The sequence below is a fragment of the Streptomyces sp. DSM 15324 genome (genome assembly GCF_001514285.1).
Lineage (GTDB): Bacteria > Actinomycetota > Actinomycetes > Streptomycetales > Streptomycetaceae > Streptomyces.
Map to the genome: position 1 here is coordinate 168,416 of NZ_KQ949032.1, position 26,530 is coordinate 194,945.

21 protein-coding genes are annotated in these 26,530 nt (G+C 69.5%); 9 read left to right on the top strand and 12 right to left on the bottom strand.

Annotated features, from left to right (window positions below; genetic code table 11):
* Nucleotides 1-131: 131 nt before the first annotated feature.
* Nucleotides 132-2,450, bottom strand: coding sequence for a murein biosynthesis integral membrane protein MurJ (gene murJ / locus AQJ58_RS28750; protein ID WP_067255413.1), 2,319 nt, complete (start codon nt 2,448-2,450; stop codon nt 132-134).
* A gap of 44 nt (nt 2,451-2,494) precedes the next feature.
* Nucleotides 2,495-4,936 (bottom strand): DUF6049 family protein, encoded by a 2,442-nt coding sequence (locus tag AQJ58_RS28755; protein WP_067255414.1) that lies wholly within the window; start codon nt 4,934-4,936, stop codon nt 2,495-2,497.
* Nucleotides 4,937-5,201: 265 nt separating this feature from the next.
* Between AQJ58_RS28755 and AQJ58_RS28760 the strand changes: the two genes are divergently transcribed.
* Nucleotides 5,202-6,644, top strand: coding sequence for a CCA tRNA nucleotidyltransferase (locus AQJ58_RS28760; RefSeq protein ID WP_067255415.1), 1,443 nt, complete (start codon nt 5,202-5,204; stop codon nt 6,642-6,644).
* A 127-nt stretch (nt 6,645-6,771) separates the two neighbouring features.
* On the opposite strand, the gene AQJ58_RS28765 is transcribed toward AQJ58_RS28760, so the two are convergent.
* The 4 genes from AQJ58_RS28765 to AQJ58_RS28780 form a co-directional block, all read right to left on the bottom strand.
* A complete protein-coding gene (locus AQJ58_RS28765) occupies nt 6,772-7,239 on the bottom strand; it encodes an LppU/SCO3897 family protein (RefSeq protein ID WP_067255416.1) in 468 nt (155 codons plus the stop codon).
* Nucleotides 7,240-7,369: 130 nt separating this feature from the next.
* A complete protein-coding gene (locus tag AQJ58_RS28770; protein WP_067255419.1) occupies nt 7,370-8,632 on the bottom strand; it encodes an MFS transporter in 1,263 nt (420 codons plus the stop codon).
* Between the two features lie 116 nt (nt 8,633-8,748).
* Nucleotides 8,749-9,831, bottom strand: coding sequence for an inositol-3-phosphate synthase (locus AQJ58_RS28775; protein ID WP_067255420.1), 1,083 nt, complete (start codon nt 9,829-9,831; stop codon nt 8,749-8,751).
* A gap of 44 nt (nt 9,832-9,875) precedes the next feature.
* Nucleotides 9,876-10,556, bottom strand: coding sequence for a PadR family transcriptional regulator (locus AQJ58_RS28780; RefSeq protein ID WP_067255422.1), 681 nt, complete (start codon nt 10,554-10,556; stop codon nt 9,876-9,878).
* Nucleotides 10,557-10,918: 362 nt separating this feature from the next.
* On the opposite strand from AQJ58_RS28780, the gene AQJ58_RS28785 reads away from it, so the two are divergent.
* Both AQJ58_RS28785 and AQJ58_RS28790 read left to right on the top strand, forming a co-directional pair.
* Nucleotides 10,919-13,591, top strand: coding sequence for a transglycosylase domain-containing protein (locus AQJ58_RS28785; protein WP_199844709.1), 2,673 nt, complete (start codon nt 10,919-10,921; stop codon nt 13,589-13,591).
* Between the two features lie 131 nt (nt 13,592-13,722).
* Entirely contained in the window at nt 13,723-15,270 is a 1,548-nt protein-coding gene (locus AQJ58_RS28790) for a glycosyltransferase family 87 protein (RefSeq protein WP_234360326.1), read from the top strand.
* A 91-nt stretch (nt 15,271-15,361) separates the two neighbouring features.
* On the opposite strand, the gene AQJ58_RS28795 is transcribed toward AQJ58_RS28790, so the two are convergent.
* From AQJ58_RS28795 to AQJ58_RS28805, 3 genes are all read right to left on the bottom strand, one after another.
* Nucleotides 15,362-16,393 (bottom strand): alanine racemase, encoded by a 1,032-nt coding sequence (locus AQJ58_RS28795; protein ID WP_067255428.1) that lies wholly within the window; start codon nt 16,391-16,393, stop codon nt 15,362-15,364.
* Between the two features lie 49 nt (nt 16,394-16,442).
* Complete coding sequence (femX, locus tag AQJ58_RS28800) at nt 16,443-17,564, bottom strand: peptidoglycan bridge formation glycyltransferase FemX (RefSeq protein WP_067255430.1); 1,122 nt, start codon at nt 17,562-17,564, stop codon at nt 16,443-16,445.
* Nucleotides 17,565-17,784: 220 nt separating this feature from the next.
* Entirely contained in the window at nt 17,785-18,099 is a 315-nt protein-coding gene (locus AQJ58_RS28805) for a hypothetical protein (protein ID WP_067255432.1), read from the bottom strand.
* Between the two features lie 287 nt (nt 18,100-18,386).
* On the opposite strand from AQJ58_RS28805, the gene rpsF reads away from it, so the two are divergent.
* From rpsF to rplI, 4 genes are all read left to right on the top strand, one after another.
* Nucleotides 18,387-18,677 carry a 30S ribosomal protein S6 gene (gene rpsF, locus AQJ58_RS28810; protein WP_007383258.1) on the top strand — a complete coding sequence of 97 codons (291 nt, stop codon included), beginning with the start codon at nt 18,387-18,389 and terminating at the stop codon, nt 18,675-18,677.
* 81 nt (nt 18,678-18,758) lie between these two features.
* On the top strand, nt 18,759-19,349 hold the full coding sequence (locus AQJ58_RS28815; protein ID WP_067255434.1) for a single-stranded DNA-binding protein: 591 nt from the start codon (nt 18,759-18,761) through the stop codon (nt 19,347-19,349).
* A gap of 40 nt (nt 19,350-19,389) precedes the next feature.
* Nucleotides 19,390-19,626, top strand: coding sequence for a 30S ribosomal protein S18 (rpsR, locus tag AQJ58_RS28820; RefSeq protein ID WP_003949403.1), 237 nt, complete (start codon nt 19,390-19,392; stop codon nt 19,624-19,626).
* Between the two features lie 18 nt (nt 19,627-19,644).
* Nucleotides 19,645-20,091: a 50S ribosomal protein L9 gene (gene rplI, locus AQJ58_RS28825; protein WP_055633673.1), complete on the top strand. Its 447-nt coding sequence runs from the start codon at nt 19,645-19,647 to the stop codon at nt 20,089-20,091.
* Nucleotides 20,092-20,215: 124 nt separating this feature from the next.
* Here rplI and AQJ58_RS28830 read toward each other — a convergent pair whose 3' ends face one another.
* The gene (locus tag AQJ58_RS28830) at nt 20,216-21,553 is read right to left on the bottom strand and encodes an MATE family efflux transporter (RefSeq protein WP_067255739.1); all 1,338 of its coding nucleotides are present in this window, start codon (nt 21,551-21,553) and stop codon (nt 20,216-20,218) included.
* Between the two features lie 459 nt (nt 21,554-22,012).
* Here AQJ58_RS28830 and dnaB point away from each other — a divergent pair, with 459 nt between their 5' ends.
* Both dnaB and AQJ58_RS28840 read left to right on the top strand, forming a co-directional pair.
* A complete protein-coding gene (gene dnaB / locus AQJ58_RS28835) occupies nt 22,013-23,485 on the top strand; it encodes a replicative DNA helicase (protein ID WP_067255436.1) in 1,473 nt (490 codons plus the stop codon).
* 57 nt (nt 23,486-23,542) lie between these two features.
* Nucleotides 23,543-24,931 carry a serine hydrolase domain-containing protein gene (locus tag AQJ58_RS28840; RefSeq protein ID WP_067255439.1) on the top strand — a complete coding sequence of 463 codons (1,389 nt, stop codon included), beginning with the start codon at nt 23,543-23,545 and terminating at the stop codon, nt 24,929-24,931.
* 73 nt (nt 24,932-25,004) lie between these two features.
* Here AQJ58_RS28840 and AQJ58_RS28845 read toward each other — a convergent pair whose 3' ends face one another.
* Nucleotides 25,005-25,457 carry a GNAT family N-acetyltransferase gene (locus AQJ58_RS28845; protein ID WP_067255440.1) on the bottom strand — a complete coding sequence of 151 codons (453 nt, stop codon included), beginning with the start codon at nt 25,455-25,457 and terminating at the stop codon, nt 25,005-25,007.
* Between the two features lie 157 nt (nt 25,458-25,614).
* On the bottom strand, nt 25,615-26,481 hold the full coding sequence (locus AQJ58_RS28850; protein WP_067255441.1) for a GNAT family N-acetyltransferase: 867 nt from the start codon (nt 26,479-26,481) through the stop codon (nt 25,615-25,617).
* Nucleotides 26,482-26,530 lie beyond the last annotated feature (49 nt).

The following is a 26,530-nucleotide window of genomic DNA, read 5'->3' on the forward strand; positions in this document are numbered from 1 at the left end:
TTCCTGCCTCCCCATCCCATGCGCGCCGCCGACCTCGTGCGCGCCGTCCGACGCCGGATCCAATTGTGCCCACAGTCCGCCGCTATGCACGACACACGGCGGCCAACGATGGTTGTGCGACTCCCCCTCGTTCAGCGCCCCAGGCGCCCTCGGACCATGCCGACGAGGGAGTTGAGCTCCTCGATGCGCATGCGCCGGGCGGCGAGGAAGAAGATGCCGAGCAGCAGGGCTCCGCCGACCAGCAGGGCGGCGAAGGAACCCATGACGCCCTGACCGAGGGTCTGCGCGATGCCGTAGCAGGCCGCGCCGCTGATCAGCGCCGCCGGCACGGAGGCGATGCACAGTCGGGCGTACGTGCGCAGGACGTGCGAGCCGTCGAGGTCGCCGCCGAGCCGCTTGCGCAGCCGGTTCCAGGCGACACCGACGCCGATCGCGTAGGCCAGCCCGTAGGCGGCGGCCATGCCCGCCACGGCCCAGCGGGCCGGGAGGACGAAGTAACAGATCGCCGAGGCGGTCGCGTTGACCGCGGCCACGATGACGGTGTTGTAGAAGGGGGTGCGGGTGTCCTCGTACGCGTAGAAGGCGCGCAGGACGACGTACTGCACCGAGTACGGGATCAGGCCGAGGCCGAAGGCCATCAGCATGAAGCCCATGTTGGTGGCTTCGCTGGTGCCGGAGGAGCCGAAGATCAGGGTGCACATCGGGATGCCGAGCGCGAGGAAGCCGAAGGCGATCGGGACGATCGCGACGGCCGTCGTGCGCAGCCCCTGCGAGATGTCGTCGCGGACCGCGCCGCCGTCGCCCTCGGCCGCCGAGCGGGAGATCCGCGGCAGCAGGGCCGCCATCAGCGACACGGTGATGATGGCCTGGGGCAGGCCCCAGATCAGCTGCGCGTTGGCATAGGCGGCGAAACCGGTGCCGTCGACGGGCGAGGCCTTGCCCGCCGCGGTCGACAGCTGGGAGACCACGATCGCGCCGGCCTGGTTGGCGAGGACGAACAGGAAGGTCCACTTGGCGAGCGTCACGGCCTTGCCGAGGCCGTGGCCCCGCCAGTCGAAGCGCAGCCGCAACCGGAAGCCGGTCTCCCGCAGGTAGGGGATCATCGCGAGCGCCTGCACCACCAGGCCCAGCAGGACGCCGATGCCCAGGAGCCGCTGGCCCTCCGGCGGGATGGAGGTGACCTTCATGCCGGAGTCCGCGGCGGTGCCGTAGACCCAGATGAACATGCCCAGCGTCACGATGATGACGATGTTGTTCAGGACGGGGGTCCACATCATCGCGCCGAACTTGCCGCGCGCGTTGAGGATCTGACCCATCACGACATGGACGCCCATGAAGAAGATCGAGGGCAGGAAGTAGCGGACGAACGTGATGGCGACCGCGTTGGCCGCCGGCTCGCTGGCGACCGGGTCGGACAGTGCCCGGATCAGCAGGGGCGCTCCGGCGATCGCGGCGACCGTCAGCACGCCGAGCGCCACCATGACCAGCGTCAGGAGCCGGTTGGCGTAGGCCTCGCCGCCGTCCTCGTCCTCCTTCATGGCCCGCACGAGCTGCGGCACGAAGACGGAGTTGAGACCGCCGCCGACGGTCAGGATGTAGATCATCGTCGGCAGCTGGTAGGCGACCTGGAAGGTGTCGCCGAGCAGGCCGACGCCGAGCGCGGAGACGATCAGGGCGGAGCGGACGAAGCCGGTGAGGCGGGAGACCATCGTTCCCGCGGCCATCACGGCACTGGACTTCAGCAGGCCGGCCGCCTTGCCGCCCTTCTTCGCCGCCGGAGCCGCCGGAGCCGCCGGAGCCGCCGGGGCGGCGGCCGGCTCGGAAGCGGGCGCCCCGGTCACGGCGGCCGCGCTGCCGAGGTTCATGGTGCGGTCGTCCACGGGCGGCACCGAAGCCGGACCCTGGTGGCGCGGCGCGGGCCCCTGGCCGCCGTGGGCCACCGACGGGCCGGGGACCGCCGGCGCCTCGGCCGACGGACGGGTGCCGCCCTGCCGCTGGTCCTTGAAGAGATGGGCGAAGGCGTCGGGCTGGTGCTGCTCCTCACCGGAGTGCGACACCAGGTCGTCCACGCCCACGAACTCGGTCGTGCGCGGGTCGTCGCCGTAGGGCAGGTACTGGGTGGGGCCCTCCGGCTCGGGAGCCGGAGGCTGGGCCCACACCTGCGGGTCCGGTGCGTACGGCGACGGCGCAGGGCGGCCGTAGAGCGGCTGCTGCGGGGCGTATGTTCCCGGAGGCGGCGGCGGGTGCGCGGCACGGTCGTAGAGCGCCTCGGCGACCGGGTCCTGCGCGGTGAGGTCCTGCGACCCGTAGGGGTCCTGGTCGTAGGCGTCCTGGAGGTACATGTCCGCGGGGTGCTGGGACGGCACCTGGCCGTGCTCGGGCGGCGGGCCCTCGGGAGGACCCGAGCTGCCCGCGGCCTGGCCGCGGTCACCCTCGTACGGCGCGTTCATGGCTACCCCACCTCATCGTCCCGGGCCCACCGGCCACGACATCCTCAACGGTCCACTCTCTCACCCGTCCCCGAGGGGGCCGGGCTTTCCGCTGCGGTGTCCGCTGTCCCGTCACTCGCCTGCTCCGGGTCGTCTGCCCCGGACCGTGCGGCCGATTCTTCCCCGGCGTCGTCCTCGGCGTCCGCGGACGTCCCGGGGGCGCCGTCGGCCTCGGCCGCCGTGCCCTCGTCGGTGTCCTCGGCGGCTTCGGAGTCGGCCACGTCCTCCGCGTCACCCTCGGCCTCCGCCTCCTGCGCCGCGCGGGCCGCGGCCCGCTTGCGCTGGGTGTACATCCGGAAGCCGGCCAGCACGAGCAGCAGCACACCGCCGCCGATGACCAGCATCACCGTGGCGGTGATCTCGGTGACCTTCACGTCGAAGGTCACCGGCGCACCGTAGACCTGGCCGTCGTCGGTGTACAGCTGGGCGATCACCGTGGTCTGGCCGTTCACATTGGCGGTCGTGGTGAACTTCACCGTCGTGCTGTGCCCGCCGGACACCTCGATGTCCTGCTGGGCGTAGTCGTGGCCGGCGATCTCCAGGCGGGTGTTGTTGGACGAGGAGAGGCGCAGGACAAGGTGCCGGACGCCCTGGACCAGGTTGTTCTGCACCGTCACGGGGATCGTGGCGCTGCGCCCGGAGAGCTTGGTCTCCGACTTGTCGATCAGCTTGACCTGGTCGGTAAGGGTGTCGAGATAGCTCTGCACGCCCTGGCGGAAGGTGCTCGCGGCGGTGGAGCGGCCCCGCCACGAGGTGGACATCTCCCGGTTCGTGGCCCTCCCGAACGGGGTCACCACCCGGGACCTGTCGGTGAGGATCACCTTGAAGCTGTCGAGCGTGTCCTGGGTGGCCGCGATCTGCTCGAAGGCCGACTTCGGCAGCTCCTGCCTGCGCAGCGCGGAGGGGTACGAGGACCGCGAGGGCACCCTGGTGGTGGCACTGCCGTCGGGCTTGGCCTCGGCGGCCGCGGTGAGGCTCTGGGGCTGCGACCAGCCCGAGTCCTGGAGGGCCCTGACGGCCGCGGCCATCGCCTGGGCCTGACCGGCGGTCGGCGTGCGCTGGGGGGCGACGACGATGCTGCGCTGCTTGTGCGTCTGGAGGTTCAGCTCCAGGCTCTGGGCGAGGAACTCCTGCACCGCGAGCGTGGACGCGGAGGCGTTCGTCAGGTCGCCCTGGAAGGCCGTGGACAGGCGGGCGTCCGCCACGACCGCCGTGGTGCCGCCGCCGATGGGCCGGGCCGCGGAGGGGCTGTAGGTCAGGCTGCCGGTCTCCGCCAGGCTGTCGCTGCGCGCGATCACCTTGTCGGCGCCCGCGGAGGTGGCGACCTTCACGATCGAGGGGTCGACGGCCCCGTCCACCGGCCAGGCGAAGTCGGTGCTGGGCGTCACGTGGAGGATCGTCTCCACGGTGGTCGCGGCGACATCGCTGGCCGCCTTGAACTGGCTCAGCGAGCCGCTGACCCCCGTGCCGTTGTGGGCCAGGGAGGCGAGGTCGGGATCCGCGAAGGGGAGGGCGACGACCTCCTTGTCCGCCACCGCCTCCTGGAGGCCGGCCAGCCACTTCTTGGCGACGGCCTGGTGAGTGCCGGCCGTGGTGGTGTCACCTTTGGTGCGGACCCGGTAACTGCCGGTCATCGCGTCCACGGAGGCCAGCAGGTCCGGGTCGATCACCCAGGTGACGTCGAGGTCCTTGCCGAGGCTGAGCAGCTGGTCCAGGCGGCCGCCGGGGGTGATCTCCTCGGCGAGGTCGTCGTTGAGGAAGACGGGCGTCTGGCTCGCGTTCGAGCCGGTCTCGGCCGTCATGTGGACGGTGGAGACCAGCGGCCACAGAACCGTCGTTTTCGTCGCCGTGTCCGCGCCGTCCGGCTGCCAGGGCAGGAAGGTCCGCTCGATCCCGAGCACGTGATTCCACTGCTGCGCGGCCGTCTGGCCCGAGAGCGAGACCGCGAGCGGGTAGACGCCCTCGCCGCCGAGGTCCAGCTCGTCGACCGGTACGGAGATGCTGAAGGGCTCGGCGACTCCCGGCGTGAGCTTGTCGAACTTCGCGACGTACTTGCCGCCCACCTCGGAGCCGTAGCCCGCGGAGAGGTCCTCGGCGTCGCCGGCTGCGTCGGCGATCGCCGAACGGGTGGTGAGCGCGGAGCCCACCCGTAGGTCGAGGTGCGCCTCGGTGACGGCCTGCTTGCCCTTGTTGGTCACCGTGCCGGAGACGGTCACCGTGTCGCCGTCGGTCGGGACAGCCGGGCTGAGGGAGTCGACGGCCACGGAGACCGCGCCCTTGTCGGAGGCTTCCTTGACGCCTGTCGCGGCGTCGGCGTGCGCGGGGAGCGCGGGCAGCTGCAGCAGCCCGGCCAGCAGGGGCGCCCCGGCGAGCAGTGCTCCGGTGCGCCGCAGCCACCGGCGGGCAGGTGAGGGACTCGTCCCCGGGAAGTCTGCCGCCTCGGCCACGCGTTCGCCCGTCTCTCGTCGTCGTCAGTGGTCGTCGGAATGTGCGTCCACGCATGGTAACGATGTGCGCGGAGGTGAAGTGCCGCGGACCGGTCCGCAAGATCAGGTGGGGTCCCTGTCCTGTCCTCTATCGTCGCGTATGGGGCGCGGTGTCGGTGAAGCAGATCCAAGGGCCGACTTCCCTGGCTATGGGCGATGTGTCCCTCGGCACCCCGGCGGTAATCGGGGCGCCCCGGGCCCGCCGGGCCCCGTACCCTTTCCTGTTGTGCCGAACGCCAACGAAGACACCTCCAGCGCCCTCAGCCAGGCGCAGCACAGCGCCGTGAGCGAGCTGCTGCGGGTCGCGCCTGTCGCCGACGACCTCGCCCACCGCTTCCAGGAGGCCGGGTTCTCCCTCGCCCTGGTCGGCGGGTCGGTCCGGGACGCGCTGCTCGGCCGGCTCGGCAACGACCTCGACTTCACCACGGACGCCCGCCCCGAGGACGTCCTGAAGATCGTGCGGCCGTGGGCGGACGCGGTGTGGGAGGTCGGGATCGCCTTCGGCACCGTCGGGGCACAGAAGGACGGCTACCAGATCGAGGTGACGACGTACCGCTCCGAGGCGTACGACCGCACCTCGCGCAAGCCCGAGGTGTCCTACGGCGACTCCATCGAGCAGGATCTCGTCCGGCGAGACTTCACCGTGAACGCGATGGCGGTGGCGCTCCCGCAGAAGGAGTTCATCGACCCGCACAACGGCCGTGACGACCTCGCGGCCCGGGTGCTGCGCACCCCGGGGACACCGGAGGAGTCCTTCTCGGACGACCCGCTGCGGATGATGCGTGCCGCCCGGTTCGCCGCGCAGCTCGACTTCGAGGTCGCCTCCGAGGTCGTCACGGCGATGAAGGAGATGTCCGAGCGCCTCGACATCGTCTCCGCGGAGCGGGTGCGGGACGAGCTGAACAAGCTGATCCTCTCCGCGTACCCGCGCAAGGGGCTGAGTCTGCTGGTCGACACCGGACTCGCCGGCCGTGTCCTGCCGGAGCTGCCGGCCCTGCGGCTGGAGCGCGACGAGCACCACCGGCACAAGGACGTCTACGACCACACGCTGATCGTCCTGGAGCAGGCGATCGCCCTGGAGGAGGACGGGCCCGACCTCACCCTGCGGCTCGCCGCGCTGCTGCACGACATCGGCAAGCCGCGCACCCGCCGCTTCGAGAAGGACGGCCGGGTCTCCTTCCACCACCACGAGGTGGTCGGGGCGAAGATGACCAAGAAGCGCATGACCGCGCTCAAGTACTCCAATGACCTGGTGAAGGACGTCTCCCGGCTGGTCGAGCTGCATCTGCGCTTCCACGGGTACGGCACCGGGGAGTGGACCGACTCCGCCGTGCGCCGGTACGTCCGGGACGCGGGACCGCTGCTCGACCGTCTGCACAAGCTGACCCGGTCGGACTGCACGACCCGCAACAAGCGCAGGGCCACGGCTCTCTCCCGGGCCTACGACGGCCTGGAGGAGCGCATCGCACAGCTCCAGGAGCAGGAGGAACTCGACGCCATCCGCCCCGACCTGGACGGCAACCAGATCATGCAGATCCTCGGTGTCGGCCCCGGCCCTGTGATCGGCCAGGCGTACAAGTTCCTGCTGGAGCTGCGTCTGGAGAACGGGCCGATGGAGTACGACGCGGCGGTGTCGGCGCTCAAGGAGTGGTGGACCGAACAGGGCTGAGGCCGGGAAACGGGGCGTTGTTTCACGTGAAACAACGCCCCGAACCACCGCTTCGGTCAGCCCCCGAACGCACTGAGGGCCGGTGTTTCACGTGAAACACCGGCCCTCAGTCGTGGCAGCCGAGCCGTTACTTGACTTCCTTCAGGCAGAGGACCACGTCGTGGCCGCCGCCGTACTGCACGTAGGAGATCGTCGCGTCGGTGACGGCCTCGCACTTGCTGTCGTCGCGGGAGCCGTCGAACTTCTGGACGACCTTGTACTGGGCCTTGCTGTCGGAGCAGTCGACCTCGTTGAGGTCAGCCTTGGAGTCCGTACCGTCGTTGTGCATGCAGGCGCCGACCGAGGTCGTCTCCGCGTCGTCGCGCGTCAGGAACCAGCCCGCGCCGAACTTGAGGATGCCGATGATGACGGCGACGACGATCGCACCGACGATGCGTATCGCCTTCTTGCCCATGCGCTTGCCGGCCGGCACGGGCGGCGGGGGAACCGGGGCGCCGCCCTGGTTCGGGAACGGGGCGTACGGCTGCTGCTGCGCCGTAGGCGCGGTGGGCTGGGCGTACGGGTTCTGGTCCTGCGGAGGCGGCGGAGTGGTCATGCTGGGGTCCCCCTGGAACGTGGGTGCGCAAAACATGTGTGCGCATGGCGCGAAATAAGACTCCCGTAAAGTACCGGCCACCACTGACAGTGCCCGACCACAGGGGAACTCTGTTTCTTTGATGTGACACTTACTGGCGTTCAAAGCGGGCCATAGCCACAGCAATCGCCCCGTAGATAACGGCGACCGTTACCACCAGGGCCGCTGAGCGGCCGTCAGGCGGCAGCATCAGGGCGGCCACCCCGGCGGCACCGACGAAGGCGACGTTGAACAGGACGTCGTAGAGCGAGAAGATCCGGCCACGGAAGCCGTCCGCCACGGACGACTGCACGACCGTGTCGGTGGCGATCTTCGCCCCCTGGGTGACCAGTCCGAGGACGAACGCCGCGACGAACGTGGTGGCTTGGGTGAAGGGAAGCATCAGGGCGAGCTCCAGCACGGCGGCCGCCGCCGAGCAGACGACGATCCAGCGGCCCGGTCCCAGACGCCCGGCCGCCGTCGGGGTCACCACGGCCGCGACGAAGAAGCCGGCGCCGGAGATGGCCACGGCCACACCGAGCAGCGCCAGCCCCTTGTCGGTGTCGGTGGACCAGGCGTACCGGCACAGCATCAGCACCATGACCGTCAGGGCGCCGTAGCAGAACCGCATCAGGGTGATCGAGCCGAGCGCCCAGGCGGCCTCCCTGCGCCGAGGCTCCGTCAGATGGCGCACCCCGGAGACGAGTCCGCGGGCCGTCCCCCTGACCGCGATCGCCCACCCGGCCGGAACGAGGTCGCGTTCGGGTCCGAGCAGATCCGCCGCCATGGTCAGCGACATCAGCGCCGCGCACAGGTACAGCGCGCTGCCGAGCAGGACCACCGCGGCATCGGTGTCCGCGATCGCCAGGCGTACGACGAAGGCGAGACCGCCGCCCGCGACCGCGGCCAGTGTTCCCGCCGTCGGGGAGAGGGAGTTGGCGATGACGAGGCGCTCGGCGTCGACCACGCGCGGCAGAGCGGCCGAGAGACCCGCGAGGACGAACCGGTTCACCGCGGTGACGCACAGCGCGGAGACGTAGAAGAGCCAGTCGGGGACGTGACTGAGCATCAGGACGGCCGTCGCCGAGGCCAGCAGGGCCCGCAGCAGATTGCCGTAGAGCAGGATTTGACGGCGCCGCCAGCGGTCGAGCAGGACGCCGGCGAAGGGGCCGACGAGGGAGTAGGGCAGCAGCAGGACGGCCATCGCGGAGGCGATCGCCCCGGCCGAGGTCTGCTTCTCCGGGGAGAACACGACGTAGGTGGCGAGCGCGACCTGGTAGACGCCGTCGGCGCACTGGGACAGCAGTCGTACGGCGAGCAGGCGCCGGTAGGCGCCGAGGCGCAGCAGGACGCGCAGATCACGGACGACGGCCATGGGCCCAGCCTCACATAGGGGGAAGGTCCCCGGGTCATACGACCCGGGGACCCTCTCAGCCCTGGCAGGAGCGAATTTCAGCGGGTGACGCGCCGAGGACGCGCCATGGCGTCGAGCTAGCGCTCGACCTCGCCGCGGATGAACTTCTCGACGTTCTCGCGGGCCTCGTCGTCGAAGTACTGGACCGGCGGGGACTTCATGAAGTAGCTGGAGGCCGACAGGATCGGGCCGCCGATGCCGCGGTCCTTGGCGATCTTCGCGGCGCGCAGCGCGTCGATGATGACACCCGCGGAGTTCGGGGAGTCCCAGACCTCGAGCTTGTACTCCAGGTTCAGCGGGACGTCGCCGAAGGCGCGGCCCTCGAGACGGACGTAGGCCCACTTGCGGTCGTCGAGCCACGCCACGTAGTCGGACGGGCCGATGTGGACGTTCTTCTCGCCCAGGTCCCGGTCGGGGATCTGCGAGGTGACGGCCTGGGTCTTGGAGATCTTCTTGGACTCCAGGCGGTCGCGCTCGAGCATGTTCTTGAAGTCCATGTTGCCGCCGACGTTCAGCTGCATGGTGCGCTCCAGGACGACACCGCGGTCCTCGAACAGCTTCGCCATGACGCGGTGCGTGATGGTGGCGCCGACCTGGGACTTGATGTCGTCACCGACGATCGGCACGCCCGCCGCGGTGAACTTGTCCGCCCACTCCTTGGTGCCGGCGATGAAGACCGGGAGGGCGTTGACGAAGGCGACCTTGGCGTCGATGGCGCACTGGGCGTAGAACTTCGCCGCGTCCTCGGAGCCGACCGGCAGGTAGCAGACGAGGACGTCGACCTGCTTGTCCTTGAGGACCTGGACGACGTCGACCGGCTCGGCCTCGGACTCCTCGATGGTCAGGCGGTAGTACTTGCCGAGACCGTCGAGGGTGTGGCCGCGCTGCACGGTGACGCCGGTGCTGGGCACGTCGCAGATCTTGATGGTGTTGTTCTCGGACGCCCCGATTGCGTCCGCGAGGTCCAGGCCGACCTTCTTGGCGTCCACGTCGAACGCGGCGACGAACTCGACGTCACCGACGTGGTAGTCGCCGAACTGGACGTGCATCAGGCCCGGGACCTTGGACGCCGGGTCGGCGTCCTTGTAGTACTCGACGCCCTGCACCAGCGATGCGGCGCAGTTGCCCACACCGACGATGGCTACGCGAACCGAACCCATTCCGGTTGCTCCCTGTGTGTACGAGTGAGGCCCTGGCTGGGCGCTCACGGGGTGGTGTCGCCGGGCGTATCCGTCCCGGGGGTGTCCCCGGGACGGGGCAGGACGCCCGGCGCTCCATTGGTGTTCTGCTGAGCGGACTCCCCGGAGGCGGAACCCTTCAGGTCCCGTCCGGCCCGCTCGCTCTCGATGAGCTCGTTCAGCCAGCGCACTTCGCGCTCCACGGACTCCATCCCGTGGCGCTGGAGCTCAAGCGTGTAGTCGTCGAGGCGCTCCCGGGTGCGCGCCAGCGAGGCGCGCATCTTCTCCAGGCGCTCTTCCAGTCGGCTGCGACGGCCCTCCAGGACGCGCATGCGCACATCGCGCGACGTCTGCCCGAAGAAGGCGAAACGGGCGGCGAAGTGCTCGTCCTCGTAGGCGTCGGGGCCCGTCTGCGACAGCAGGTCCTCGAAGTGTTCCTTACCTTCCGCCGTCAACCGGTAGACGATCTTGGCGCGACGCCCTGCGAGTGGTGCGGCGAGGGCGTCCTCCGGGGTGTGCCCCGGTTCCTCGATCAACCAGCCGTTGGCGACCAGCGTCTTGAGGCAGGGGTACAGCGTCCCGTAGCTGAAGGCACGGAACACACCCAGTGACGTATTGAGTCGTTTGCGCAGCTCATAGCCGTGCATCGGGGATTCGCGGAGCAGGCCGAGCACGGCGAACTCGAGGATGCCGGAACGTCGGCTCACCGTCGCCTCCTCTCGTCCGCAGCGCGCTTATCTCGCTCTGATGTATCGACTCGATACATCACGACGATAGAACGGCCTTCCGGATGCGACAAGGGGGACGGTGGTGAACGGGATCACATCACCGTTTCTTCGCAGACGACTTGCCCGATATGGGGCGAACCTTGGGAGTGGGTGGGTTTTGACGGTGCGTAGTCTGTGCGCCATGCAGACCACCGGGACCCCAGGGACGCCGGGGGGCGTCCAGGCCCCCGGTGCCGTACGGGTGAATGCGCAGCCGACCGCATCCGTACTTCGGGGGGACAGGAAACCAGCCGCCCTTCTCAGGCGCGCACGGATGCGCCTGCCCTAGGAGTAATCGTTCGATGAGCGAGCACCGTCGCAAACCGCCGCAGCCGCAGGGAGGCGGACGTGCCGCGGCCCGACGTGGCCAGTCCGGGCCGTCCTCCGGCCGCCGCGCACCGCGAGGCGCCACCGGATCTCCTTCCGACTACGGGTTGGGCCAGGTGTCGGGAAGTCCGGAGGAGCCGTACGGCGGTCGTGCCGAGGCCCGGCGCGCCGCCCAGCGACCGCCTGGCGGCCGGCGCAGAGGGGCCGAGCCCGCGGGAGACCCCTTCGGCGGCCCGCACGGGCCCGGCCGGGGCAGAGGGCGCTCGGCGCCCGGCAGAAAGCGCCTGGTCGACTATCCGCGCGCCGACAGGTACGGCTGGCAGCGCTGGATCCCGTCCTGGAAGCTCGTCGCGGGTCTGTTCGTCGGCTTCGTCGGCGGCATGGTGGCCGTGGCGGGTATCGGCTACGCCATGGTGGGCGTGCCCGACGTCGCCAAGACCGCGACGGCCCAGAACAACGTCTACTACTGGAAAGACGGCACCCAGATGGTGGCCACCGGTGGTGAGACGAACCGTCAGAACATCTCGCTCTCCCAGATCCCGCAGGCAATGCGCAACGCGGTGATCTCGCAGGAGAACAAGACCTTCTACGACGACAGCGGCATCGACCCCAAGGGCATCGCGCGAGCCCTGTTCAACATGGCGCGGGGCGGCCAGACGCAGGGTGGTTCGACGATCACCCAGCAGTACGTCAAGAACGCGATGCTGAACGACCAGTCGCAGACGATCTCCCGCAAGTTCAAGGAGATCTTCGTGTCGATAAAGGTGGGCGCCGAGGTCGACAAGGACACGATCATGGCCGGCTACCTGAACTCCGCGTACTACGGACGCAACGCGTACGGGATCCAGGCAGCCGCCCGCGCCTACTTCAACAAGGACGCGATCAAGCTCGACCCGGGTGAGTGCGCCTTCCTGGCGGCCACGCTGAAGGGCGCCACGTACTACGACCCGGCGGGCGCGCCCTCGATCGACCCCGTCAATGCCACTCCCGAGAAGAACACCCGCCGGGCCCTGCGCCAGATGCAGGACACCCTCGACAAGATGGTCGAGTACCACCACCTCGACGCGCAGACCCGGGCCAAGTACACCAAGCTCCCCGACTGGAAGAACCCGCGGTCGAACACCCAGCTCAGCGGTCAGATCGGCTATCTCGTCGACCTTGCCAACGGCTACCTGGTCACCCACAGCAAGGAGACCGGGATCACCCAGAACCTGCTCCAGCAGGGCGGCTACTCGATCTACACGACCTTCGACAGGAAGAAGGTCCAGCAGCTCACGGACGCGGTGACCAAGGTCCAGAAGGCCAACATCAAGCCGGAGCTACGCCCGGACACCGACACCCACGTCCAGTTCGGCGGGGCGTCCGTGGAGCCGGACACCGGCGCCATCCGGGCCATCTACGGCGGTGAGGACGCCACCAAGCACTTCACCGACAACGCCGACGAGACCGGTGCCCAGGTCGGCTCGACCTTCAAGCCCTTCGTGCTGGCGGCCGCGATGACCTGGGGCGTGCGCGATCCCGATCTGGGTTCGTCGCAGGCGCAGGACGAGCGCACCATCGTCTCCCCGGAGAGCCTGTTCAGCGGCAAGAACAAGCTGAAGATCCAGGACTACAACCGCACCGTCTGGAAGAACGAGAAGGGCGAGGAGTGGCTGCAGACCAATGACGGCGACGAGTCCTACGGTTCTCCGCCCGACTACAAGATCGACCTGCGCGAGGCCATGCGCGAGTCGGTGAACTCCGCCTTCGTGCAGCTCGGCATGGACGTCGGTCTGGACAAGGTCAAGGACTCCGCCATCAGCGCGGGTCTGCGGGAGAGCAGCCTCGCCGGTACCACCTTCCCGTCGTTCTCCATCGGCATCTCCGACCCGAGCGCGATCCGTATGGCGGGCTCGTACGCCACCTTCGCCGCGAGCGGCAAGCAGCGCGACCCGTACTCCGTGGAGAAGGTCACCAGCGAGGAAGGCCAGATCTACACCCACAAGGTCGTGGCCGAGCAGGCCTTCACCTCGAAGGTCGCCGACAACGTCACGGACGTCCTGAAGACCGTGGTCGAGCGGGGCACCGGCACCAACGCCCAGCTGCCCGGTCGTGAGGTGGCGGGCAAGACCGGTACCACCGACGGCAACAAGTCGGCCTGGTTCGTGGGCTACACCCCGCAGCTGTCGACCGCGATCAGCATGTTCCGGCTCGACGACGACGAGAAGAACAAGAACCGCACGTTCCTGAAGATGTTCGGAACAGGTGGCCAGAAGAAGATCCACGGCGCCTCGTTCCCGGCGCAGATCTGGCACGACTACATGGAGGACGCGCTGGAGGGCGTGCCGGCGGAGAACTTCCCGGAGCCCGAGCCCATCGGTGAGGTCGTCAACGCGGAGCCGCCGGCGACGCCGACACCCACGGCCACCGAGACCGAGGTGGAGGAGCCGTCCCCGACCCCGACCGCCTCGGAGACGCAGAGCGAGCCGTTGCCCACCGCGTCGGAGACCTGCAACAACTTCTTCCAGTGCAACAACAACGGCGGCACGGACAACGGCAACGGCAACGGCGGCTCGGACGGTGGCTTCTCACCGTCACCGACCACGTCCGAGTCGGACAGCATCAGAGGCAACCAGAACGGCGGCCTCTTCGGAGGATCGGACGGTTAGCCGCCTTCTGGCCCAGCGCGGGTGTTTCACGTGAAACATGTCGATGTTCCACGTGAAACGAGAGCCGCCCCACCGAACCTGGTGGGGCGGCTCTCCGCTTTTTCCTCACTCGGTGCGGCAGGATGTGCCCCATGCCCAGTGCAGAATCGACGCCCGCGCGCGTGCACGAGCCGGAGCCGGTGCAGCCGACCAGGAACGACAAGGTGGCCACGGCCGGCAGCGAGCTGATCGGCGGCCCCCTAGGCCAAAGAGCCCTGATCGGGACGTCCTGGTGGACGCCCGTACGGGTCGTCGCGCTCGTGGCGATCGGGATGTTCGTCCTGGGCCTGGTCCAGAAGATGCCCTGCTACGACGGGGGCTGGTTCTTCGGTGCCAGCACGCAGTACACCCACGCCTGCTACTCGGACATCCCGCACCTCTACCAGGGGCGCGGCTTCGCCGATGGGCTGGTGCCGTACTTCGACAAGCTCCCCGGCGACATGGACTACCTCGAATACCCGGTGCTGACCGGTGTGTTCATGGAGGTCGCCGCCTGGCTGACCCCGGGCAGCGGCAGCATCCAGCACCAGGAGCAGTGGTACTGGATGGTCAACGCGGGGATGCTGATGGCCTGCGCGGCCGTCATCGCCGTCTGCGTGAGCCGTACGCACGCCCGGCGCCCCTGGGACGGCCTGCTGGTGGCCCTGGCGCCCGCCTTCGCGCTGACCGCCACCATCAACTGGGACCTGCTGGCCGTCGCCCTGACGGCCGCGGCGATGATGATGTGGTCGCGGGGCCGCTCGCTCGCCTTCGGCATCCTCCTGGGGCTCGCCACGGCCGCCAAGCTCTATCCCGTGTTCCTCCTCGGACCGCTGTTCGTGCTCTGCTGGCGCGCGGGGAAGTGGCGGGACTACGGCAAGGCCTTCGGCGGCGCGGCCGTGGCCTGGCTGGTGGTCAACCTGCCGGTGATGCTCTTCGCCTTCGAGGGCTGGTCGAAGTTCTACCGGTTCAGCCAGGAGCGCGGCGTCGACTTCGGCTCCTTCTGGCTGATCCTGGCGCAGAACTCCAGCGACCCCCTCGCCACCGACAGCGTGAACACCCTCGCCACCCTCCTGGTGGTGGTGTGCTTCGCGGGCATCACCTGGCTGACGCTCACCGCGCCGCGCCGCCCCCGGTTCGCCCAGCTCGCCTTCCTGGTGGTGGCGGCCTTCATCCTCACCAACAAGGTCTACTCGCCGCAGTACGTCCTGTGGCTGGTGCCGCTGGCCGTGCTGGCCCGGCCGAAGTGGCGGGACTTCCTGATCTGGCAGGCCTGCGAGGTCGTGTACTTCCTGGGCATCTGGTTCTACCTCGCCTACACGACCAGCGGAGACGCCCACAAGGGGCTGCCGACCGACGGCTACCACTGGGCCATCGGGGTGCATCTGGTGGGGACGCTCTACCTGTGCGGCGTGGTCGTGCGCGACATCCTTATGCCGGAGCGGGACGTGGTGCGCCAGAACGACGACGACGACCCCTCGGGCGGGGTGCTCGACGGGGCGGAGGACGTCTTCGTCCTCGGGGCGGCGGCGCATCCGCCCCGGCACGCCTCCCACGCCGAGGGGCCGCAGGCGGACTGGGGGACGCAGCACGAGGTGGAGTGGGGCACCCAGCACGAGGTGGAGTGGGGCCGCCCGGGCACCGCCGACGATTCGCCCTGAGCGAAACACGGCGCCGTACCGGCGTGAAAGAGGCCGTACACGGGACATCGTGTACGGCCTCTTCCGTGTTCCGGGTGGCGACCCCGTCCGCTCAGCGGTCCACGAGCCGGTCGAACTGGGTCGTTGTGTGGCGCAGATGGGCCACCAGCTCGTCGCCGACGGTGGGCTCCGGGGCGTCGGAGGGGACGAAGAGGATCGACACCTGCATGTGCGGCGGCTCGGCGAACCAGCGCTGCCTGCCGCCCCAGACGAACGGCGAGAGGTTCCTGTTCACCGTGGCGAGGCCGGCCCGGGCGACGCCCTTGGCGCGCGGCATGACGCCGTGCAGGGCCTTGGGGGCCTCCAGACCCACCCCGTGCGAGGTGCCGCCCGCCACGACCACCAGGAAGCCGTCCGAGGCCGCCTTCTGCTGGCGGTAGCCGAAGCGGTCGCCCTTGGCGACCCGCGTGACGTCCAGAACCGCCCCGCGGTACTCGGTGGCGTCGTGGTCCCCGAGCCACAGCCGGGTGCCGATCCGGGCGCGGAACCGGGTCTGCGGGAACTGCTGCTGCAACCGGATCAGCTCGTCGGCCTTGAGGTGGCTGACGAACATGGTGTGCAGCGGCAGCCGGGCCGCGCGCAGCCGGTCCATCCAGCCGATGACCTCCTCCACGGCGTCGGAGCCGTCGGTGCGGTCCAGCGGCAGGTGGATGGCGAAACCCTCCAGCCGGACGTTCTCGATCGCGGCGTGCAGCTGCGGCAGGTCCTGCTCGCTGATGCCGTGGCGCTTCATCGAGGACATCACCTCGATGACCACCCGGGCGCCCACGAGGCCGTACACACCGTCCACCGACGACACCGAGCGCACCACCCGGTCGGGCAGCGGAACGGGCTCCTCGCCGCGCCGGTACGGCGTCAGCACCAGCAGGTCGCCGCTGAAGAAGTCCTTGATGCGCGCGGCCTCGTACGTCGTGCCGACGGCGAGGATGTCCGAACCCAGCCGGGTCGCCTCCTCCGCCAGCCGCTCGTGCCCGAAGCCGTAGCCGTTGCCCTTGCAGACCGGGACGAGCCCCGGGAACTGCTCCTGCACGTGCTTGTGGTGCGCCCGCCAGCGCGCGGTGTCGACGTAGAGCGTGAGCGCCATGGCCGGACCTGGGACCTTTCTGGTGGCCGGGAAGGGGTGGGGTGTGACGTCAGCGGCGCGACATGTAGATGTCGAGCGCCTTGTGGAGCAGCTTGTTCAGCGGGAAGTCCCACTCGCCGAGGTACTCGGCCGCCTGGCCGCCCGTGCCGACCTTGAACTGGATCAGACCGAAGAGGTGGTCGGTCTCGTCCAGCGAGTCGGAGATGCCCCGCAGGTCGTAGACGGTGGCGCCGAGCGCGTAGGCGTCGCGCAGCATCCGCCACTGCATGGCGTTGGACGGGCGGAACTCACGGCCGATGTTGTCGGAGGCGCCGTAGGAGTACCAGACGTGGCCGCCGACGATCAGCATCGTCGCCGCCGAGAGGTTCACCCCGTCGTGACGGGCGAAGTACAGCCGCATGCGGTTGGGGTCCTCGCTGTTGAGGGCCGTCCACATGCGCTGGAAGTACGACAGGGGGCGGGGCCGGAAGTGGTCGCGCACCGCCGTGATCTCGTACAGCCGCTGCCATTCCTCGAGGTCGTGGTAGCCGCCCTGGACGACCTCGACCCCGGCCTTCTCGGCCTTCTTGATGTTGCGGCGCCACAGCTGGTTGAAGTTCTTGTGGACCTCTTCGAGCGAGCGGTTCGCCAGCGGCACCTGGTAGACGTAGCGCGGCTGGACGTCGCCGAAGCCGGCGCCGCCGTCCTCGCCCTGCTGCCAGCCCATCCGGCGCAGCTTGTCGGCCACCTCGAAGGCGCGCGGCTCGATGAAGTCCGCCTCGATGTCGCGCAGCCGCTTCACGTCCGGGCTCTGGATGCCCGCCTTGATGGACGTGGCCTCCCAGCGCCGGATGATCACCGGCGGGCCCATCTTCACCGAGAACGCGCCCTGCTGCTTGAGGTGCGCGAGCATCGGCTCCAGCCACTCGGTGAGGTTCGGCGCGTACCAGTTGATGACCGGGCCCTCGGGCAGATAGGCGAGGTAGCGCTTGATCTTGGGCAGCTGGCGGTAGAGGACCAGACCCACGCCGACCAGTTCACCGGTCCGCTCGTCGAACCAGCCGAGGTTCTCCGACCGCCACTCCGCCTTGACGTCGGCCCAGGCCGGCACCTGCATGTGGCTCGCCGACGGCAGGCTCTGGATGTATGCCAGATGCTGCTCGCGGCTGATCGTCCTCAGGGTCAGGCTCATTCGGGGCGCTCCTCGGGCTGGTGTGTCCCCATGGGTACAGGGGCTCCGGCTCTCGCCGAAGCCTACTGCGCCGTGCGCGGGCCCCGACTGGGCGTACGGCACCTTCGCCCCGGCCAGTTGAGGGGCCGGGGCGTTACGTCAGGGTTCGTAGGCGTCCTACGAGTCCCGCGGCGCGGAGGTGGTGCGGGGTGCGGTGGTGCGCCGGCCGGACCGGGTCAGGTCACCACAGGCTGCCGAACAGGCCGCCGTGCGCCATACCCAGGAAGAAGCCGACGCCGGAGGCGCCGAGACCCAGGATCAGACCGAAGCGCTGGCGGGTGGTCTCTGAGATCCACTGGCCGTACGCGCCGGTCAGGATCCCCACCAGACCGGTCCATGAGCTGAGCAGATGGAGGTTGTCGAACTGCGCGGTGACGAAGGACACGACTCCCAGGACCAGGGTGACCGCCATGAGGGTGTCCTGGACGGGATGGGGCTTTCCATCGGTGGCGAAGAGAGATCCGACTCCGGTGTTGGGTCGCAATGCCTGTGCCATGGGGCACCTCCTGCGGAAGACGGCGCACTGTAGCGCCATACACACCCGATGTGTACAGATTGGCTGCCCTCGCGGCCGGATTTCAACCGGAAGCAGGTGTGCGGGTAGTCTGTACCCTCTGCACCGGTGTCTGCCCAGGCACAGCCAGGGACTCCGCCCAGATCAGAGCGGGGACGTCGGCATCCGACCCCCGATTGTCAGTGGCGGCCGATACCGTTGCGTACGCATCACAACCCTCCTGCCACGGAACGACCGTGGCCGCTGAGTCCAAAGGAGGTGGGTTCCACATGCGTCACTACGAGGTGATGGTCATCCTCGACCCCGATCTGGAGGAGCGCGCTGTCGCCCCCCTGATCGAGAACTTCCTCTCCGTCGTCCGTGAGGGCAACGGCAAGGTCGAGAAGGTCGACACCTGGGGCCGTCGTCGTCTCTCGTACGAGATCAAGAAGAAGCCCGAGGGCATCTACTCGGTCATCGACCTGCAGGCCGAGCCTGCGGTCGTCAAGGAGCTCGACCGCCAGCTGAACCTGAACGAGTCGGTCCTCCGGACCAAGGTCCTCCGTCCCGAGACCCACTGAGCTCTCCCGCTCAGCCGATCTCGGGATTCTGAGTAGCAGCACAAGCAGCCAGCAGCAGCAAACCCGCCGAGAGGTTCCCCCATGGCAGGCGAGACCGTCATCACGGTCGTCGGCAACCTTGTCGATGACCCCGAGCTGCGCTTCACCCCCTCGGGTGCGGCGGTCGCGAAGTTCCGTGTCGCGTCCACCCCCCGCACCTTCGACCGTCAGACCAACGAGTGGAAGGACGGCGAGAGCCTGTTCCTGACCTGCTCGGTCTGGCGCCAGGCGGCGGAGAACGTCGCCGAGTCGCTCCAGCGAGGCATGCGCGTCGTCGTGCAGGGCCGGCTGAAGCAGCGGTCCTACGAGGACCGTGAGGGTGTCAAGCGCACGGTCTTCGAGCTGGACGTCGAGGAAGTCGGCCCCAGCCTGCGCAACGCCACGGCCAAGGTCACCAAGACCAGTGGTGGCGGCGGTGGCGGCGGACGCAGTGGCCAGGGCGGTTACGGCGGCGGTGGCGGCCAGGGTGGCGGCGGCTGGGGCGGCGGCCCCGGCGGCGGTCAGCAGGGCGGCGCGCCGGCCGACGACCCGTGGGCGACCGGCGCTCCCGCCGGTGGCAACCAGGGCGGCGGTGGCTGGGGTGGAAACTCCGGCGGCAGCGGCGGCGGCTACTCGGACGAGCCCCCCTTCTAGGGCTCGCATCCCCACTTCTTGATCACACAGGAGAAACACCATGGCGAAGCCGCCTGTGCGCAAGCCTAAGAAGAAGGTCTGCGCTTTCTGCAAGGACAAGGTCACGTACGTGGACTACAAGGACACGAACATGCTGCGGAAGTTCATTTCCGACCGCGGCAAGATCCGTGCCCGCCGCGTGACCGGCAACTGCACGCAGCACCAGCGTGACGTCGCCACGGCCGTCAAGAACAGCCGTGAGATGGCGCTGCTGCCCTACACGTCCACCGCGCGCTAAGGGAAGGGTGACCGACACATGAAGATCATCCTCACCCACGAGGTCTCCGGCCTCGGTGCCGCCGGCGAGGTCGTCGACGTCAAGGACGGGTACGCCCGTAACTACCTGATCCCGCGGAAGTTCGCGATCCGCTGGACCAAGGGTGGCGAGAAGGACGTCGAGCAGATCCGTCGTGCTCGCAAGATCCACGAGATCCAGACCATCGAGCAGGCCAACCAGGTGAAGGCCCAGCTCGAGGGCGTCAAGGTCCGCCTGGCCGTCCGCTCGGGCGACGCCGGCCGTCTCTTCGGTTCCGTCACCCCGGCCGACATCGCCTCGGCGATCAAGGCTGCCGGTGGCCCCGAGGTCGACAAGCGCCGCATCGAGCTCGGTACGCCGATCAAGACCCTGGGCGCCCACGAGACGTCCGTGCGTCTGCACCCCGAGGTTGCCGCCAAGGTCAACATCGAGGTCGTCGCGGCCTGATCGGCCTGATCGCGCGTCCGGCGTGAACAGCTGAGAAGGGGCCGCACCCAGCAGGGTGCGGCCCCTTCGCCGTTCCTCACGTTCCACGTCTCAGGTCTCACAGCGCACGTTTCACGTGAAACGGTCAGCGGGTGGCACCCGTGACGATCCAACGGCCTGAGCGGGCCCGCAGCCACAGCGTCAGCATCCGGACCGTCATCATCAGCGCCATGGCCCCCCAGAGCGCCGTGAGGCCGCCCCCGAGGACCGGAACGATCAGAGCCACCGGGGTGAACACCACGAGGGTGGCCACCATCGCCCAGGCCAGATACGGCCCGTCCCCCGCGCCCATCAGGACGCCGTCCAGGACGAAGACGACGCCGCTGACCGGCTGGGACAGCGCCACCACGAGGAGTGCGGGCAGCGCGGCGTCCTTCACCCCGGAGTCACCGGTGAACAGCGGCAGCAAGACAGGCCGGGCCAGGATGACCAGCAGCCCGAGCAGCAGCCCGACGGCGATGCCCCACTGCACCATGCGGCGGCAGGCCTCCCGGGCGCCCCGGGCGTCGCCCGCACCGAGACAGCGGCCGATGATGGCCTGACCGGCGATCGCGATGGCGTCCAGGGCGAAGGCGAGCAGGCTCCACAGGGACAGGGCGATCTGGTGCGCCGCGATCTCCGCATCGCCCAGACGGGCCGCCACTGCGGTGGCGATCATCAGGATCGCCCGCAGGGAGAGCGTACGGACCAGCAGCGGGACGCCGGCCTGGGCGGACGCCCTGATGCCGGCGGCGTCGGGCCGGAGCGAGGCACCGTGGCGGCGGGCTCCTCGGATCACCACCGCCAGATAGGCGGCGGCCATGCCGCACTGGGCGATGACCGTCCCCCAGGCGGAGCCCGCGATCCCGAGCCCGGCACCGTAGACCAGGCCGGCGTTGAGGGCGGCGTTGGCAACGAAGCCCGCGACCGCCACATAGAGAGGTGTCTTCGTGTCCTGGAGCCCGCGCAACACTCCGGTCGCGGCCAGCACGACGAGCATGGCTGGTATGCCGGCCACCGAGATCCGCAGATAGGTGGTCGCGTACGGGGCTGCGGTGTCCGAGGCTCCGAAGAGTTCCACGAGCGCCGGGGCGGTGGGCAGGACCGCGGCGACCACGGCGGCACCGAGCAGCAATGCCAGCCAGATGCCGTCCATGCCCTGCCGGATGGCCGAGGTGAGGTCACCGGCCCCCACGCGGCGGGCGACAGCGGCCGTGGTGGCGTAGGCGAGAAAGACGAAGACGCTGACGGCCGTGGTCAGGAGCGCGGAGGCGACGCCCAGTCCGGCGAGCTGGGCGGTGCCCAGGTGACCGACGATGGCGCTGTCGGCCAGCACGAAGAGGGGTTCGGCGACGAGCGCGCCGAAGGCCGGGACGGCCAGCGCGACGATCTCCCGGTCGTGCTGTCGCCGGACGGCCCTGGGGGGCGCGGGAGCCTGTGTCATGGGCATCAATCTAATCGTCCACAGGTAAGAGATGCAATGGTGTTGTGACCCTTACTTCTTGTTGCGTTGCGTGTCGTTTGGCCCCTGGCTCGAAGCGATCTTGCGCTGACCGGGAAAGTTTTTCTTCTGCACAGCCAGTGGATCGGAAAAGTGCAGGTCACTGGCTATGGGCAGGAAAAGAAGAGGGCTTGTTCACAGGGCTGTCCACCGGGTCGTGCACAGGTTTTGCGGAGTTGTCCACAGCATCCGGGCCGTCGTCCACATGGCCTGTGGATAACCAGATTGGCTGACGGTGCCCGCGGGCCTACCGTGGTCCGGCGCCCGCTCCGTCCACCGGCCGCCGGAACCGTCACAAAACCGACGCGCCTGAACCGGAGTTGGGCCTCTCAATTGTCAGTGCCGTGCCGTAGAACTGAGGTCACGGCGAGGTCCGCTCGGCGGACGGGAGGAGGTGGCTCGGTGAGCATTTCCGAGCCCTTGGACGACCCGTGGGCCGACAGCGGACCCAGCGATCGTCTGCCTCCCGCCCGCCGCCGCGGGAACGGCGGCCGAGGCCGTGACGAACAGCACGAGCGGGGCCGGGACAGCGGTGAGTGGGAGGGCGGCTCCACCTTCGAGCGCGTCCCGCCGCAGGACCTCGACGCCGAGCAGTCCGTCCTCGGCGGCATGCTCCTGTCCAAGGACGCCATCGCCGACGTCGTCGAGGTCCTCAAGGGTCACGACTTCTACAAGCCCGCCCACGAGACGATCTACCAGGCGATCCTCGACGTCTACGCCAAGGGCGAGCCGGCCGACCCCATCACGATCGCCGCCGAGCTCACCAAGCGCGGCGAGATCAACAAGGTCGGCGGCGCATCGTATCTGCACACGCTCGTGCAGACAGTGCCGACGGCGGCCAACGCCGAGTACTACGCCGAGATCGTGCACGAGCGCGCGGTCCTGCGCCGCCTGGTGGAGGCGGGCACCCGCATCACCCAGATGGGATACGCGGGCGACGACGACGTCGACGAGATCGTCAACCGCGCCCAGGCCGAGATCTACGCCGTCACCGAGCAGCGCACCAGCGAGGACTACCTCCCGCTCGGCGACATCATGGAAGGCGCGCTCGACGAGATCGAGGCGATCGGCTCGCGCAGCGGCGAGATGACCGGTGTCCCCACCGGGTTCACCGACCTCGACTCGCTCACCAACGGTCTGCACCCGGGCCAGATGATCGTCATCGCCGCCCGTCCTGCGATGGGCAAGTCGACGCTGGCGCTGGACTTCGCGCGGGCCGCGTCGATCAAGAACAACCTGCCCAGCGTCATCTTCTCCCTCGAAATGGGCCGCAACGAGATCGCGATGCGTCTGTTGTCCGCCGAGGCCCGGGTCGCCCTGCACCACATGCGCTCCGGCACGATGACGGACGACGACTGGACCCGGCTGGCCCGCCGGATGCCCGAGGTGTCGTCCGCGCCGCTGTTCATCGACGACTCGCCGAACCTGTCGATGATGGAGATCCGCGCGAAGTGCCGCCGGCTCAAGCAGCGCAACGACATCCGGCTCGTCATCATCGACTACCTCCAGCTGATGCAGTCGGGCGGCAAGCGCTCCGAGAGCCGTCAGCAGGAGGTCTCCGACATGTCCCGTAACCTCAAGCTCCTGGCGAAGGAGCTCGAGGTCCCAGTGATCGCGCTCTCCCAGCTCAACCGTGGCCCCGAGCAGCGCACGGACAAGAAGCCCATGGTCTCCGACCTGCGTGAGTCCGGATCCATCGAGCAGGACGCCGACATGGTGATCCTGCTGCACCGCGAGGACGCCTACGAGAAGGAGTCCCCGCGAGCCGGCGAGGCGGACATCATCGTGGGCAAGCACCGAAACGGCCCGACGGCCACCATCACCGTGGCCTTCCAGGGCCACTACTCCCGCTTCGTGGACATGGCACAGACCTGATCGCGCGCCCGGTGAAATGAACTCGACGCCGACGGCGCAGGCGGGTGGACTGGCCCCATGACCACACCTCAGGAAGAGCTGCTTCCCGCCACCCGGCGTGCGCTGCTGCACCGGATCGCCGTCGCCCAGGCCGACGGGCGTGCCCCGTCGCTCGTCGCGGCGGTCGTCCGGGACGGGCGGGCCGTCTGGCACGGGGCGCGGACCTCGGTCGACGGGCACGCTCCGGACGAGAACGTGCAGTACCGGATCGGCTCGATCACCAAGACCTTCACCGCCGTTCTCGTGCTGCGGCTGCGCGACGAGGGAGCGCTCGACCTCGGGGACCCGCTGGAGCGGCATCTGCCCGGCACCGGGGCGGGGGAGCTGACCGTCGCCCAACTGCTCGCCCACACAGGCGGGCTGGCGGCCGAGACGCCCGGACCGTGGTGGGAGCGCACACCGGGGTCGCTGCGGCCGCGGCTCGCCGACGTCCTCGGCGAGGGGAAGCCCACCTTGCATCCGGCGGGCCGCCGCCACCACTATTCGAACCCCGGCTACGCCGTGCTGGGCGCCCTGGTGGAGAAGGTGCGCGGAGCGGCCTGGGAGGACGTACTCCGGCGTGAAGTGCTCGAACCCCTGGGTCTCGACCGTACGAGTGTCCGACCGCAGGCTCCTGCGGCAGGCGGCTGGGCGGTGCACCCCTGGGCCGACGCGATGCAGCCCGAACCCGTCGAGGAATACGGCCCGATGGCCCCGGCCGGCCAGCTGTGGTCCACCAGCGGGGACCTCGCGCGGTTCGCCGCTTTTCTGATGCGGGGCGACGACCGGGTGCTGAGCGAGAGGACCCTGCGGGAGATGGGGACGCCCGCGGCACCGGCCGAGGTCGCCGATCTCGCCGACGGAGCCACCTACGGGCTGGGCATGCAGATCCAGCACCGGGACGGACGGGTGCTCGTCGGCCACTCCGGCTCGGTCCCGGGCTTCCTGGCCAATCTCACCGTCGCGGTGGCGGACGACGTCGCGGCCGTGGTTCTCGCCAACTGCACTTCCGGCCCGCTCCTGGGGCAGGTGGGGGCCGATCTCGTCCGGCTCGTGGCGGAGGCCGAACCGCGCATCCCGCAACCGTGGCGGCCGCTGCGGGAGGTCGACCAGTCGGTGCTGGAGCTGGCGGGCCAGTGGTACTGGGGGACCAGTCTCCACGTCCTGCGTGTCACGGCCGACGGGCTGGTCTCGCTGGGCCCGCTGTCCGCCGGCGGGCGCCGCTCACGCTTCCGGGCCAACGGGGACGGCACCTGGACGGGCCTGGAGGGCTACTTCGCCGGAGAGCTTCTGCGGGCTGTACGGCGGCCGGACGGGACCGTGGACCACCTGGACCTCGGGTCGTTCGTGCTCACCCGCCAGCCGTACGAGGAAGGCAGTGACGTGCCCGGTGGGGTGGACCCGGAGGGGTGGCGGGGGATCGGCTGACCGGTCTCGGGGAGACGGGCGGCATGTCTGAGGGGGCTGTGTTTCACGTGAAACACAGCCCCCTTCGGGTTCTTCAGAGCGGCAGCTTGAAGCCCACGTGCGAGGCCACGAAGCCCAGCCGTTCGTAGAAGCGGTGGGCGTCGGTGCGGGTTACGTCCGAGGTGAGCTGCACCAACTGGCAGTTCTCCTGGCGGGATTCCTCGATCGCCCACTCGATGAACCGCGTTCCCAGACCCCCGCCGCGTTCGTCGGCGTGCACGCGCACGCCCTCGATGACCGATCTGGTCGCGCCGCGACGGGACAGGCCGGGGATGATCGTCAGCTGGAGTGTGCCGACGACGCGCCCCTCGCGGACGGCGACGACCAGCCGCTGGTTCGGATCGGCGGTGAGCCGCTCCAGCGCGCTCCGGTACGGCGCGAGGTCGTCCGGTGACTCCCGCTGTGCACCCAGCGGATCGTCCGCGAGCAGGGCGACGATGGCGGGGATGTCCTCGGCGACGGCGGTTCGGATGGCGAGATCTCCCATGGCGGCACCCTACGTATGCGCGTTGGCGCGCTCTACGCGACCGCTGGTGCCTTCAGCGTCTCCGCGACGCGTATCAGCAGCGTCTGCGCCCGTGCCCCCGCACAGCGGTCGACCGTGCACCCCTGAACCCCGCAAGCGTGCCCGTCAGCCAGGCGTCTCAGCCGGCCGCCACGGTCAGCGGTGCGAACCGTCGGCTCCAGTCGCCGGGCAGCTCGGTGATGCCATGGGTCATCACCGCGTTGAAGGCGACGGACTCCAGGCCCCGGGACTTCACCCACGCCAGCAGCTCCTCGTGGCGTACGTCGATGTCCGTGCGCAGCGGTCGGTCGGTGCGGGCCGCGAGGGAGGCCAGCAGGGCCTTGGCGGTCGCCGTGTCCCGGGCGATCAGCGGACCCACCACGTGGGTGGCCATGTTCGGCCAGGCGGCCGCGTAGCCGACGATCCGGCCGCCGTCTTCGGCGACCCGCAGCTGGTCGGCGAAGGCCGGCAGCCGTGTGATGAGGTGCGTGCGATCAGCGCCGAACACCTCCTCGTCGAGCCGGAGGACCGCGGACAGGTCCTCGGCCGTGGCCGCGCGGGTGACGACGTCGGACGACGTGCCGTCCGGGGTGAAGCGCCCGCACACCATCTCCGCCCGGCCCGTGGTCTTGAAGCCCAGTTCCTCGTAGAGCGGACGGCCGTTCGGGGTGGCGTGCAGCGTCAGTGCAACCGGGCTCATCTCCGCGATGACGTGCTGCATCAGCCGACGGCCGACGCCCTGCCGGGCGTGCCGCTCGGCGACCAGCACCATGCCGATGGCGCCGAGTGTGGGACGGCTGGGGGAGCCGTACTCGGTGACGACACAGGCGGCGACGAGGCCTCCGGCTGGGTTGTCGATGCCGTACCCCTTACCGGCGGAGAGAAGGAGGCCCCACTTGTGCTCCTCGCGCGGCCACCCCCGGTCCTCGGACAAGTCGGCGCAGGCCGTGAGGTCGCGATGCGTCAGACGGCGGATGGGCAGAGCGGCGGGGGAAGGAGTCGGCACGCCGGCCAGGCTGTCCGACGGGCGCCCCTGACGTCCACCTGTTTCCCCC

Coding starts and splice junctions, on each gene's coding strand:
- rplI (WP_055633673.1), top strand. CDS start 19,645: ATGAAGATCATCCTCACCCACGAGGTCTCCGGCCTCGGTGCCGCCGGC.
- AQJ58_RS28775 (WP_067255420.1), bottom strand. CDS start 9,831: ATGGGTTCGGTTCGCGTAGCCATCGTCGGTGTGGGCAACTGCGCCGCA.
- AQJ58_RS28845 (WP_067255440.1), bottom strand. CDS start 25,457: ATGGGAGATCTCGCCATCCGAACCGCCGTCGCCGAGGACATCCCCGCC.
- rpsR (WP_003949403.1), top strand. CDS start 19,390: ATGGCGAAGCCGCCTGTGCGCAAGCCTAAGAAGAAGGTCTGCGCTTTC.
- AQJ58_RS28795 (WP_067255428.1), bottom strand. CDS start 16,393: ATGGCGCTCACGCTCTACGTCGACACCGCGCGCTGGCGGGCGCACCAC.
- AQJ58_RS28790 (WP_234360326.1), top strand. CDS start 13,723: ATGCCCAGTGCAGAATCGACGCCCGCGCGCGTGCACGAGCCGGAGCCG.
- femX (WP_067255430.1), bottom strand. CDS start 17,564: ATGAGCCTGACCCTGAGGACGATCAGCCGCGAGCAGCATCTGGCATAC.
- AQJ58_RS28815 (WP_067255434.1), top strand. CDS start 18,759: ATGGCAGGCGAGACCGTCATCACGGTCGTCGGCAACCTTGTCGATGAC.
- AQJ58_RS28785 (WP_199844709.1), top strand. CDS start 10,919: ATGAGCGAGCACCGTCGCAAACCGCCGCAGCCGCAGGGAGGCGGACGT.
- AQJ58_RS28765 (WP_067255416.1), bottom strand. CDS start 7,239: ATGACCACTCCGCCGCCTCCGCAGGACCAGAACCCGTACGCCCAGCCC.
- AQJ58_RS28805 (WP_067255432.1), bottom strand. CDS start 18,099: ATGGCACAGGCATTGCGACCCAACACCGGAGTCGGATCTCTCTTCGCC.
- AQJ58_RS28770 (WP_067255419.1), bottom strand. CDS start 8,632: ATGGCCGTCGTCCGTGATCTGCGCGTCCTGCTGCGCCTCGGCGCCTAC.
- rpsF (WP_007383258.1), top strand. CDS start 18,387: ATGCGTCACTACGAGGTGATGGTCATCCTCGACCCCGATCTGGAGGAG.
- murJ (WP_067255413.1), bottom strand. CDS start 2,450: ATGAACGCGCCGTACGAGGGTGACCGCGGCCAGGCCGCGGGCAGCTCG.
- AQJ58_RS28840 (WP_067255439.1), top strand. CDS start 23,543: ATGACCACACCTCAGGAAGAGCTGCTTCCCGCCACCCGGCGTGCGCTG.
- AQJ58_RS28830 (WP_067255739.1), bottom strand. CDS start 21,553: ATGACACAGGCTCCCGCGCCCCCCAGGGCCGTCCGGCGACAGCACGAC.